11 protein-coding genes are annotated in these 12,826 nt (G+C 47.2%); 7 read left to right on the top strand and 4 right to left on the bottom strand.

The window, feature by feature from the left end:
• Positions 1–492 precede the first annotated feature (492 nt).
• The 4 genes from dtd to deoC are packed head-to-tail and all read left to right on the top strand — an operon-like array spanning position 493 to position 2,480.
• On the top strand, positions 493–945 hold the full coding sequence (dtd, locus tag BMY16_RS07700) for a D-aminoacyl-tRNA deacylase (protein WP_091841387.1): 453 nt from the start codon (positions 493–495) through the stop codon (positions 943–945).
• Between the two features lie 24 nt (positions 946–969).
• Entirely contained in the window at positions 970–1,215 is a 246-nt protein-coding gene (locus tag BMY16_RS07695) for a hypothetical protein (RefSeq protein ID WP_091841385.1), read from the top strand.
• Entirely contained in the window at positions 1,212–1,538 is a 327-nt protein-coding gene (locus tag BMY16_RS07690; RefSeq protein WP_091841384.1) for a nucleotide pyrophosphohydrolase, read from the top strand. The genes BMY16_RS07695 and BMY16_RS07690 overlap by 4 nt, the downstream gene beginning before the upstream one ends.
• Before the next feature lie 6 nt (positions 1,539–1,544).
• Positions 1,545–2,480, top strand: a complete 936-nt coding sequence (deoC, locus tag BMY16_RS07685; protein WP_091841382.1) for a deoxyribose-phosphate aldolase — start codon at positions 1,545–1,547, stop codon at positions 2,478–2,480.
• A gap of 71 nt (positions 2,481–2,551) precedes the next feature.
• On the opposite strand, the gene BMY16_RS07680 is transcribed toward deoC, so the two are convergent.
• A complete protein-coding gene (locus BMY16_RS07680; protein WP_091841381.1) occupies positions 2,552–3,526 on the bottom strand; it encodes a polyprenyl synthetase family protein in 975 nt (324 codons plus the stop codon).
• A gap of 87 nt (positions 3,527–3,613) precedes the next feature.
• On the opposite strand from BMY16_RS07680, the gene polA reads away from it, so the two are divergent.
• Positions 3,614–6,379, top strand: a complete 2,766-nt coding sequence (polA, locus tag BMY16_RS07675) for a DNA polymerase I (protein WP_091841511.1) — start codon at positions 3,614–3,616, stop codon at positions 6,377–6,379.
• On the opposite strand, the gene pgeF is transcribed toward polA, so the two are convergent.
• Complete coding sequence (gene pgeF, locus BMY16_RS07670) at positions 6,376–7,179, bottom strand: peptidoglycan editing factor PgeF (protein WP_091841379.1); 804 nt, start codon at positions 7,177–7,179, stop codon at positions 6,376–6,378. The genes polA and pgeF overlap by 4 nt on opposite strands.
• Before the next feature lies 1 nt (position 7,180).
• On the bottom strand, positions 7,181–7,921 hold the full coding sequence (locus BMY16_RS07665; protein WP_091841378.1) for a head GIN domain-containing protein: 741 nt from the start codon (positions 7,919–7,921) through the stop codon (positions 7,181–7,183).
• Between the two features lie 136 nt (positions 7,922–8,057).
• On the opposite strand from BMY16_RS07665, the gene ychF reads away from it, so the two are divergent.
• Both ychF and lgt read left to right on the top strand, forming a co-directional pair.
• Positions 8,058–9,158 (top strand): redox-regulated ATPase YchF, encoded by a 1,101-nt coding sequence (gene ychF / locus BMY16_RS07660; protein ID WP_091841376.1) that lies wholly within the window; start codon positions 8,058–8,060, stop codon positions 9,156–9,158.
• Positions 9,155–10,006 (top strand): prolipoprotein diacylglyceryl transferase, encoded by an 852-nt coding sequence (gene lgt, locus BMY16_RS07655; RefSeq protein WP_091841375.1) that lies wholly within the window; start codon positions 9,155–9,157, stop codon positions 10,004–10,006. Before ychF ends, lgt begins: the two co-directional genes overlap by 4 nt.
• A gap of 133 nt (positions 10,007–10,139) precedes the next feature.
• Here lgt and mutS read toward each other — a convergent pair whose 3' ends face one another.
• Entirely contained in the window at positions 10,140–12,761 is a 2,622-nt protein-coding gene (gene mutS, locus BMY16_RS07650; protein WP_091841372.1) for a DNA mismatch repair protein MutS, read from the bottom strand.
• Positions 12,762–12,826: the final 65 nt, after the last annotated feature.

Here is a 12,826-nt window from a genome sequence, read left to right as displayed (position 1 = left end):
CATTGAAACACGGCAACGAGTGAGCCGCAATAGAACTAAGAATTGTCGTCAGGAAACCTAGAGTTTATGACGGGTAAAATGACACTTTCCTCCGAGTAAACTCCCACTTTACTTAGAGTAAAATCAAGGTACGCTAAATGCTCTTCTGGGAGAGTTAATTATAAAGAACCTATGTAAGGAAGTAAAAAGAAAATAGTTTACATCGCCATGCACAGGAAACGACAATAATCACAGTTTCACAGTATCACAGTTTGTTATTTCTTGCAAAGGGGGAATAAAAGCTTTTATAAGTGTTAATATTATTAAATATATGTATAAATATGTATAAGAAATAATACCATGAAGCAGGGCAACCCCTTCGAAAAAAAACTGTGATACTGTGAACTGTGAACAATGCATGAAAGGAAGGGTTAATAATTCCACAAGAAGAATCGAAAAAGATTTGGAGATACAAAAATAAGTTTGTATCTTTGCCGAAAAATCAGAAACGTTATGAGAGCAGTCATTCAGCGTGTCACCCACGCCAGCGTTACCATCGAAGGCCAGAAGAAGGCAGAAATAGGTCTCGGATTCCTAATTCTATTAGGTATCTGCGATGAGGATTCAATGGAGGATGTGGAGTGGTTGGTGAAGAAGATTGCCAATCTGCGGGTGTTTGACGATGAAAACGGTGTCATGAATCGCAGCATCCTCGATGTAGACGGAAATTGTCTGGTAGTCAGTCAATTCACGCTCTACGCCAGTTACAAGAAGGGAAATCGTCCCAGTTGGTTTCGTGCTGGCTCCCACGAGCACTCTATCCCACTCTACGAGGCTTTCTGCAAACAACTCTCTGAGGCCATCAGAAAGACCGTTGGAACGGGCGAATTTGGAGCAGATATGAAGGTAGAACTCCTCAACGACGGACCTGTCACCATCTGCATGGATACCAAGAATAAGGAATAAAAAAGACTAGTAATTGACAAAGGAATGAAAAAGTATCTTAGAGAAATAGAAGTATCTGGTCTGATCCTGGTTATTATAGGCATAGGATGCAGCCTGATTTGGGGAACAGCTTTCGGCATGTGGCCTTGTGCCATCGGACTACTCTGCTGGCTCATAACCTTTCTTTATAAAGCCTTCCACTGGGAGGCCTATGCTCGCGAAAATAAACAGAACATTATCATTCTGCTGGTCGCTATATTCATTCTCATCATTAAAATGCTGTTCAGATGACCATCAAAGAAGCACAGGAAGCAGTAGACCGCTGGATTAAGGAATACGGTGTGAGATACTTCTCAGAACTGACAAATATGGCGGTTTTAACGGAAGAAGTAGGCGAATTGGCTCGTGTGATAGCCCGTAAATATGGCGATCAGAGCTTCAAGGAGGGCGAGAAAGACAATCTGGGCGAAGAGATGGCAGATGTGCTCTGGGTGCTGCTCTGTCTGGCCAATCAGACGGGCGTAGACCTCACCACCGAACTAGAGAAATCCATTGAAAAGAAGACGCAAAGAGACGCATTACGACATATACATAACAAGAAACTATTAGCATAAACGATTATGGCAGAACATCATCATGACCACGAGCATCACCACCACGTGGAGATGCCAGAGAAGAGCCGTATTGAAGAGGCTCTGAGTAAGTACAACCTCGAAATTTCCGACGAGGAAGTGAAGGAGGCTGTGAAGAAGATCATTGCAGAGAAAGTGCATGAGAACGATACCCCAGAAGTAAAGCAATTCCTGATGGGTAGCGTGGAACTGACTACGCTGAAAACTACGGATTCCGATGAAAGTGTACTGGCCTTTACAGAACGTGTAAACCAGTTCGACGAGGCCTATCCTAACCTACCCCATGTAGCCACTATCTGCGTCTATCCGCGCTTTGCCAAGATTGTTGCTGAGACCTTGGAGGTAGATGGCGTAGAGATTGCATGTGTTTCAGGCTCATTCCCTTCGTCTCAGGCCTTAATAGAGGTGAAGACCATCGAGACCTCACTGGCAGTAAAAGATGGCGCCACAGAGATCGATATGGTGCTGAGCGTAGGTGCATTCCTCTCTGGCGACTACGAGACAGTATGCGATGAAATCCAGCAGATGAAGGAGGCTTGTGGCGACAAGAAGATGAAGGTGATTCTGGAAACAGGTTGTCTGAAGACGGCTTCAAACATCAAGACAGCCTCTATTCTAGCCATGTATTCAGGTGCCGACTATATCAAGACCTCAACAGGTAAGGAGCAGCCAGCAGCAACGCCAGAGGCAGCATACGTGATGTGTCAGGCCATCAAGGAATATTACGAGCAGACAGGTATTCAGATTGGTTTCAAGCCCGCTGGAGGCCTTAATTCTGTGATGGATGCACTTATCTATTACACCATCGTCAAGGAGGTTCTGGGCGAGAAATGGCTCACCAACCAGTGGTTCCGCATGGGAACATCACGCTTGGCAAACCTGCTGTTAAGCGAAGTGATTGGCGAAGAGGTGAAGTTCTTTTAACAAGCAAAAGTGAGCAAGCCGGTTCTTCCGCAATAAAGAACCCTCGCCGATTGGCGAGGGTTTATTGTTGCTTAGATATTACGTTGTATCACATAATCCAGATAAGCCATATAGGCCTTTTTAAGCTCTGGTTTCACGCATTCATCGATATATTTCTGGGCCTCCTTGGCAAACTCTTCCATCTTCTGTTCTGCATACTCTATACCCCCATTCTGCTTGGTGAACTCTACCAAAACAGCGATTTCATCGGCATTAATCTTGCCTGTCTTCACCTTCTTGGCCAAAGTCTGCATGGAGTCAAAACCCGCATGATTTAATGCATAGATCACAGGAAGCGTCAATTTACCCTCAGTCATATCATTTCCTGTAGGCTTGCCAATCTCCTTAGAGTCGTAATAATCGAAGATATCATCGCGAATCTGGAAGATCATACCAATATTATGTCCAAACTGCCTGGCCTTTTCCACCTCTTCATCTGAGCATCCCACAGAGATAGCTCCAAGGGCAGCACACGATTCGAAGAGCACAGCAGTCTTCTTATCAATGATCTGATAATACGCCTCTTCCGATATATCTTGATTCGAGATATTGGAAAGCTGCAGGATCTCTCCAGCAGCAAGCGTGCGACCCAGTTCTGCAAGATGCTGAACAATCTTATGGTTATTCGAAAGAGCCACTCGGAGAAGAGCCGTAGAGAGGATATAGTCACCCACCAGCACAGCCACCTTATTATCATAAGAGGCATTCACAGAGGCCTGACCTCGACGCTCGCTACTCTCATCCACCACATCATCGTGAACCAGGCTGGCAGTATGAAGCAGCTCCAATCCTAAGGCAGCATTCTGAGTCACATCCGACACCACGCCATAGTTCTTCGCAGAGAGCAGAACCAGCATCGGACGCATGCGCTTTCCACCTCTTTTACGAATATGCGAAAGTACTTGTCCAAGAAGACCTTCCTTATACGACAGACTCTTATCGAACAACTCGATAAAGTCGTTCATTTCAACAGCAATAGGTCTTCGAATCGTTAATAAATAATCCATTTTGCATCGAATTTTGCCACAAAAATAAGAAATAATTCCGTTATTCAAAAAAAAATGAGTACTTTTGAGCAGAAAATTAAGAAAGTTATGCAGAAATTGTTCCTTTTAGACGCTTATGCGCTCATTTACAGGTCATATTATGCCTTCATCAAGAACCCGAGAATCAACTCGAAAGGATTGAACACGAGTGCCATCATAGGCTTCTGCAACACCCTCAACGAAGTGTTGCAGAAAGAACAGCCTACACATATTGGTGTGGCTTTCGATCCTCATGGCCCAACGTTCCGAAGTGAAGCCTTCCCAGAATATAAAGCCCAGCGCGAGGAGACGCCGGAGGATATCCGCAAGGCTGTGCCAATCATCAAGGATATCCTCAATGCCTACCGCATACCCATCCTTCAGGTTGACGGTTATGAGGCAGACGACGTGATAGGTACCCTGGCCAAAAAGGCTGATTCCATCGGAGTCACTACCTATATGTTAACCCCTGATAAGGATTATGGACAATTGGTGAGTGACAACGTGAAGATATTCCGTCCTCGTCATGGTGGAGGTTATGAGACGATGGGTCCCAAGGAGGTCTGTGAGAAGTATGGCATTGCTACCCCACTCCAAGTCATCGACCTTCTGGCCCTCATGGGCGACTCTGCAGACAACTTCCCCGGTTGTCCGGGTGTGGGAGAGAAGACGGCCACAAAACTCATCGGTGATTTTGGAAACGTGGAACAATTGATTCAGCGTTCGAGTGAGATCAAGGGCAAGCTTCGCGAAAAAGTGGAAGAGCATGTCGAGGACATCAAGATGAGTTACTTCCTCGCAACCATCAAAACGGATGTGCCCATCGAGCTCGATATGGACTCACTGAAACTGGTCGACCCCAATGAGGAAGAACTGGGCAAACTCTTCACAGAACTTGAGTTTAAGAGCTTGGCAGACAGGATTCTTAAAAAACCTCAAAATACGCCAAAACCCGTTAATGCACAACTTGATTTATTTGCCGATTTTCCCGCCGACGGGTCGGAAGGGCCAAAAAATTCGAGTTTTGAGAGCCTTAAAACGACCCCTCATAATTACAAACTCATTGATAATGAGGAAGATTTGAAGAAATTGTGTGACTATTTCTTGACAAACGAAATTCTCAGTCTAGACACGGAAACCACTTCAACCTCGTCCATCGATGCAGAATTGGTGGGTTTGAGCTTCGCTGTGAAGGAATTCGAGGCATTTTATGTCCCCATCCCTGCTAATCGTGAAGAAGCGTTGCGAATTGTTAATATCTTTAAATCCGTCTACGAAGACCCCAAAATCCTTAAAGTGGGTCAGAACCTGAAGTACGATCTCGAAGTGCTTCGCAACTATGACATCCATCTTGCTGGTCCGATGTGGGACACCATGATTGCCCACTACCTCATCCAACCAGAACTTCATCACAACATGGACTACATGGCTGAGATCTACCTCAACTATCAGACGATCCATATTGACGAGTTGATTGGACCTAAGGGCAAGAATCAGAAATCGATGCGCTCACTCCCACCCTCTCAGGTCTATGAATACGCTGCAGAGGATGCGGACATCACCCTGCGCTTGAAGAACAAGCTGGAGCCAGAATTGAAGAAGTATGAGTGCGAAGACCTCTTTTATAATATAGAGATGCCTTTAATGCCTGTCTTGGCAGAGATGGAGATGAATGGTGTATGTCTTGATACGGATTCGTTGGCTGAAACGTCAAAACAATTCACCACTCGTATGAATGAGATCGAGGCACGTATCTACGAACTGGCAGGCCAACAATTTAATATCGCCTCACCCAAACAAGTGGGTGAGATTCTCTTCGAGAAACTAAAGATTGTGGAGAAAGCCAAGAAGACAAAGACTGGTCAGTATGTTACCTCAGAAGAAGTGCTCCAGCAGTTGCGCAATAAGCATGAGATTGTGGCAGACATATTGGAACACAGGGGATTAAAGAAACTCATCGGAACCTACATCGATGCCCTACCCAAGCTCATCAATCCACGTACAGGACATATCCATACCTCATTTAATCAGACTATCACTGCCACAGGTCGCTTATCATCATCTGACCCCAATCTGCAAAACATCCCCATTCGAGGCGAAGATGGAAAGGAGATTCGTAAGGCCTTTATTCCAGAGCCAGGTTGTCTTTTCTTTTCTGCAGACTATAGTCAGATTGAATTACGAGTGATGGCCCATCTGTCGAAGGACGAGAACATGGTGGAAGTGTTCCGTGAGGGTAAGGACCTGCATGCAGCCACAGCTGCAAACATCTATAAGAAGCCTATCGAAGAGGTGACACGCGATGAGCGCACCAAGTCGAAGCGTGCCAACTTTGGAATCATCTATGGTATAACCGTCTTTGGTTTGGCAGAGCGTCTGGACATCCCTCGCGACGAGGCTAAGATGTTGATAGACGGCTACTTCGCCACATTCCCACAGGTTCATGACTACATGGAGAAATCCAAGGAAGTGGCTCGTCAGAAGGGTTATGTCACTACCCTCTTCGGGCGTCGGCGTTACCTGCCAGACATCAACTCCCACAATGCCACTGTTCGTGGTTTTGCTGAGCGTAATGCCATCAATGCCCCCATCCAAGGCACAGCAGCAGATATCATCAAGGTAGCCATGATCCATATCCATCAGCGCTTCCAGGCTGAAGGCATCAAGAGTAAAATGATTCTGCAGGTACACGACGAACTCAACTTCAGCGTATACCCTGAAGAAAAGGAAAAGGTGGAGCACATTGTCCTTGAGGAGATGCAGAAAGCCTTCCACCTAAGTGTACCTTTGGTAGCTGATTCCGGCTTTGGGCAGAACTGGCTTGAGGCCCATTAATCCATCAGGATTCCTGTAAAGATACGGCCAGAGTTGATGCCCAGGCGACGAGCTGAGAAATAGGTCTCGTGCTGCAGGAAGGTGCAAACGGGCGACACCTTGATCTGATGCTCAGGAATGCCTGAGTCCATCAGTTGCTGACGATTGCATGCTGGCAAATCGATGTGCCATTTCTCTTGGACAGAACCATCCTTGGAAGGAAATCTCTTACTGATAGTATCCATCGCAAAGCCTTCTTTCTCAAAGGCTTCGAAGACCTCATCGCCCACCTCGAAGCTCTCGAGATGGATGCCAGGACCTATCTGGGCCAGCATGTCCTCAGGACGAGAACCATAGACGCCTGTCATCTTCTTTACAGCTTTCTCAACGATGCGTTTCACTGTCCCCCGCCAACCAGCGTGGATAGCGCAAGAGGCATGGTGCACCTTATCATATAATAACACAGGGATACAATCAGCTGTAGACACCCCTATACAGACTCCCTTCAAGTTCGTCATCAGGGCATCCACACCCTCCAGACGCGCCTTTTGCTCCGCAGCAGAGAGCCCAATAAAGACCTCGTCGATGGTCACCATCTCTGTCAGATGTACCTGATGGGGCATCAGCAAACGATCCTCTCCGATACCTAACAAATCACAGAGCAGAGAGCGGTTCTTAGCAATGTCATCTTCGCTGTCGCCACAATAGTGGTTGATATTAAAAGCTGCATAGTGGCCTTTGCTGAAGCCACCATGCCTTGTGCTGCTGAAGGCCTTCACGCCTTCACCAAAGTCGTAGAAATGCAGTTGGGGTTGTATCATATTACAATTCTGAGATGCCTCCTGTCATACCGCTGTGAAGGTCTTTCTTGCTGGGATTGCCTCCGTATTTGAGTCCTCCTACACCAGAGACATCACCCTTGATATATTCTGAAGCGAAGCACTCGATGCCCCCTACTCCACTGATATGGGCGTCCACCTCACGAGCCTTCATGTCCTTGGCATCGATATTGCCTACACCACTACAGCTGTATTCTGCCTCGTCTGTCTTACCATCGATGGTGATGCTACCCACACCACTGCACGATACATCGAGCTTACGGGCTGTAACTTTGGCCATCTTAAAGGCACCCACACCAGAATTCTTGATTTCCAGCTCATCCGTAGTCAGCTCATCCATACAGATATCTGCTGCGCCAGAGTTCTCAATCTCGCGGATATTAGGCGTATAGATAATGATGGTGACGTTATCCGCATCGATATTCACGTTACGATCAGCAAACTGAATGTCGAGTTCACCATCCTTATTCTTAAACTCAAAGAGCTCGATATAGTTGTCAGGTGCTGAGAGGGTCACACGGCACTTATCATCCTTACTCTGAACCACTTGGATCTTACCCACCACATGATTATCGATCTTGTCAAATGCCTCCTGAGGATACTTGGCCTTGACAATGTTCTCACTGGGTTCTATCCTCTCATTAAAACCGTTTCCCAAACTAACTCTGCAAGATGATACTGAAAGTACTAGGGCAGTCATCATTGTAACTATTGTTGTCTTCATATCCTTAAGTTTTAATTGTTACTTCATCCATTTGACGCTGCAAAGATACAAAAAGTTGCAATAATACTCAAAAATTTGGCTAATTCATTAATTTGCAGTACCTTTGCACCCAAATTTAAACGTTTAAAAGAAGAAAATGGCATTAAAATGTGGTATTGTGGGACTCCCTAACGTGGGTAAGTCCACCTTATTTAATTGTTTGTCAAGCGCCAAGGCGCAGGCAGCAAACTTCCCTTTCTGTACGATTGAGCCCAACGTGGGTGTCATCACCGTACCTGATGAAAGACTCACCAAACTCGCAGAACTCGTTCATCCAGGTCGTATCGTACCTGCCACCTGTGAGATTGTAGATATCGCTGGTCTTGTAAAAGGTGCTTCGAAAGGCGAAGGCTTAGGAAACAAGTTCCTTGGCAACATTCGTGAGACGGATGCCATCATCCATGTCCTGCGCTGTTTCGAGGATGATAATATCACCCACGTAGATGGCACCATCGACCCCATTCGCGATAAGGAAATCATTGATACAGAGCTTCAGCTGAAAGACCTTGAGACCATCGAGAGTCGTTTGGCCAAGACAGAGAAAGCTGCAGCTGCTGGAAATAAGGACGCAAAGGTTGAAGTCAATGTGCTTCATGCCTATAAAGAGGTGTTGGAGCAGGGTAAGAATGCCCGTATCGTGGAGTTTGAGAGTAAGGACGAGCAGGATTGCGCCCGCAACCTCTTCCTCCTCACTTCAAAGCCCGTACTCTATGTCTGCAACGTCAGTGAGGCTGATGCAAAATCAGGCAACGACTTCACCAAGAAAGTCGAGGCCCTCGCCAAAGAGGAAGGAGCAGAGGCAATGATTATTGCAGCCAAGACAGAGGAGGATATCGCAGAACTCGAGTCTTACGAAGACAAGCAGATGTTTTTGGAAGAGCTCGGACTGGAGGAGAGTGGCGTCAATCGCTTGATTAAGAAGGCCTATGCCCTTCTGAACCTCGAGACCTTTATCACCGCTGGTGAGATGGAGGTAAAGGCCTGGACCTATAAGAAAGGATGGAAGGCACCTCAGTGTGCTGGAGTCATCCATACCGACTTCGAAAAAGGCTTTATTCGTGCTGAGGTCATCAAGTACGACGACTATATCCAGTATGGCTCTGAGGCAGCTGTCCGTGAGGCAGGTAAGATGGGCGTAGAGGGTAAGGACTACGTGGTTCAGGATGGTGATATCATGCATTTCCGCTTTAACGTATGATGAATCTGCTCAGTTATATTGTCTGGAATCCTGACCTGGAGGCTTTCCGTCTGGGTCCGTTTGCCATTCGCTGGTACGGACTGATGTGGCTCATTGGCTTTGTCCTGGGCTACTTCATCGTCAAGAGGCTCTATAAGGAACAGAAAATCAAGGACGAGCTTTTCGATCCCCTCTTTATCTACTGTTTCTTTGGCATCCTGATAGGTGCTCGTTTGGGCCATTGTATCTTCTACCAGCCAGAGGATTTTCTCACCTCTTGGAAAGGCATCGTGGAGATGATTTTCCCCATCCTCATAGGCAACGATGGTAGTTGGTTGGGACAAACATTTGGCTTCTATATCATTGGCTATGCAGGCCTTGCCTCGCATGGTGGTACCTTAGGCTTGATGATTGCCCTCTGGCTCTATGTCAGGAAGACCAAACTCAGCATCTGGACAGTACTCGACAATATCGCTATTGCCACTGGTTCTATGGCTTGCTGCATCCGCTTGGGCAACCTAATGAACTCTGAGATTATTGGTAAGATTACAGATGTGCCATGGGCCTTTATCTTCGAGCGTGTCGATGCTGTACCTCGTCACCCAGGACAGCTTTACGAGGCCATTGCTTACGCCATTCTGTTTGGTATCATGTGGTATCTGCACAAGCGTATGCCCCAGAAGATTGGTACTGGCTGGTATTTCGGCTTCTGTCTGACCTATATCTTCACTTTCCGTTTCTTCATCGAGTACACCAAGGAGATACAGGAAGCCTTCGAAGCCTCCCTCCCACTCGACATGGGACAGATTCTTTCCATTCCCTTTATCCTGCTTGGAACGTATTGCATGGTAAGGGCCAAGAAATCATAGGATTTTTCTTTGAAATCATTTCCTCAGTGAGAAAATATCGTTTTCCAGACGAGAAAACGGTGTTTCCCCACTGAGAAAATAATTGTTTCCTCGAAGGAAACAGGGAGCTTACAAGGGGGAAGGTATCTGGGAACTACTTACCTGAGACGATTTTCTTGATTTCATTGAGTTTGTTGAGGGCTTCGAGAGGGGTGAGGTTGTTGACGTCAAGGCCAAGAATCTCATCGCGAACCTGACAAAGCACAGGATCATCCAGTTGGAAGAAACTCAGCTGCATACCTTCGCGAGAGGCTGCGATCTCTGCTGTGGGCTTGCCCACACTACCTACAGAGGCATTCTCAGCCTCCAGCTGCTTCAGAATCACGTTAGCACGCTTCACAATCGAGCGAGGCATACCAGCTATCTCTGCCACATGGATACCAAAGGAGTGCTCACTCCCACCCCGCTCCAGCTTACGCAGGAAGATGACCTTTCCATCCAACTCCTTCACAGAGACATTATAGTTCTTGATGCGCGGGAAGTTCTTCTCCATCTCGTTCAGCTCGTGATAGTGCGTCGCAAAGAGGGTTCTGGGGTGACCTTTGGCGTTCTCGTGCAGATACTCTACGATGGCCCAGGCTATCGAGATACCATCGTAGGTACTCGTACCTCGTCCCAACTCATCGAAGAGCACCAGAGAGCGACTGCTGACATTATTAAGGATGTTTGAAGCTTCCGTCATCTCCACCATAAAGGTTGATTCACCTAAGGAGATGTTATCTGAGGCCCCCACCCTAGTGAATATCTTGTCCACCAGACCGATTCTAGCTGATTCTGCGGGCACAAAACAACCTATCTGCGCCATCAGTACTATCAATGCCGTTTGACGCAGCAGCGCCGATTTACCAGCCATATTCGGACCTGTAATAATGATGATCTGCTGGCGCTCATTGTCCAATAAGATGTCATTAGGCACATAACGCTCACCAAGGGGCAACTCCTGTTCGATGACAGGATGGCGACCTTGTTTGATGTCTATCACCTCCGTAGAGTCAATTACAGGACGGATATAGTTGTTTTCCTCAGCTGTCTTTGCAAAACTCAAGAGGCAATCCAGATGGGCAATGATATTAGCATTGATCTGGATCTGGGGGATAAACTCCTGCATGCCCAGAATCAGATCATTGAAGAGCTTGGCCTCCAGACTCAGAATCTTGTCCTCAGCGCCCAAGATCTTCTCTTCGTACTCCTTCAACTCCTGTGTGATATAGCGCTCTGCCTGTGCCAGTGTCTGCTTGCGCACCCACTCTGGGGGCACCATTTCCTTATAGGTATTGCGCACCTCGAGATAGTAGCCAAACACATTGTTATAGCCTATCTTCAAACTCTGGATGCCCGTCTCCTGGGCCTCTCGCTCCTGAATCTTCAAGAGGTAGTCCTTACCACTATAGGCGATGCTTCTGAGTTCATCGAGCTCAGCATTCACACCATCTTTGATGACACCTCCTTTGGCCACCAACTGAGGCGGATCGTTCTGGATTTCCTTCTCTATCCTGTCTCTGAGCGACTCACAGAGATTCAGCAGTTCCCCTACCCTGTTCAGCGCTTCGTTCTTGGCATAGAGACAAGCAGTCTTGATGGGTTGGATGGCTTGCAGGGCGATCTTCAACTGTACGACTTCACGAGGCGATACCCTACCCACAGCCGCCTTCGAGATGATACGCTCCAAGTCGCCAATGCGATGTATCTGGTCATCGATACACTCACGGAATTCTGGCTCACGATAGTAGTACTCCACGATATCGAGGCGCTCATTGATGGGCTTCTCGTCCTTCAAGGGGAACACCAGCCAACGACGCAACAGACGGCCTCCCATCGGACTTACCGTCTTGTCGATCACATCGAGCAGCGACTTTCCGTCATCCTGCATCGGATGAACAAGTTCCAGACTGCGAATCGTGAACTTATCCAGGCGTACATACTTATCTTCCTCGATACGGGATATCGAAGTGATATGCCCTATCTGGGTGTGCTGGGTCTGTTCGAGATACTGCAGAATGGCTCCAGCTGCGATGACACCTGATTGCAGATGGTCTACACCAAAGCCCTTCAGGTTTTTCACATTGAAGTGCCTCAACAGCTTCTGCTTGGAAGTCTGCTCCGTAAACACCCAGTCGTCGAGTTGGAAGGTAAAGTATTTTGTACCAAAGCTACGCTCAAACTCCTGCTTCTTGCTCCTATCGTGGAGCACCTCCTTGGGTGAGAAGTTACCCAATAGCTTCTCCACATAGTCCTGAGTACCTTCACCTGTCAGGAACTCACCAGTAGAGATATCCAGGAAGGCCACGCCATACGAAGCTTTCCCAAAGTGTACAGCTGCCAGGAAGTTGTTCTCCTTATAGTTCAGCACATTATCGCTCATGGCCACACCAGGAGTCACCAATTCAGTGATGCCTCGTTTGACAAGCTTTTTGGTCAACTTAGGATCTTCCAGCTGGTCGCAGATAGCCACACGTTTTCCAGCACGGATGAGCTTGGGGAGATAGGTATCGAGGGCATGATGGGGGAATCCGGCCATCTCGTCGCCCTTCACGCCAGCACCATTGTTACGATGGGTGAGGGTGATGCCCAGGATCTTCGCAGCAGTAATGGCATCTTCGCAATAGGTCTCATAGAAGTCGCCACATCTGAAGAGCATCACTGCATCCGGATGTTTCGCCTTCAAATCGAAAAACTGCTTCATCATCGGGGTTAATTCCCCATCTTTCTTGGCCATATCTGCTACCTTTTTATATTGAGCGACAAAGTTACTCCTTTTTTCCCAATTGACAAAATTTTCCC

Origin of the sequence: Prevotella sp. ne3005 (genome assembly GCF_900110085.1) — a bacterium.
Classification (GTDB): domain Bacteria; phylum Bacteroidota; class Bacteroidia; order Bacteroidales; family Bacteroidaceae; genus Prevotella.
Note: the sequence above shows the minus strand (reverse complement) of the source record. Positions and strands in the feature narration are given on the sequence as shown.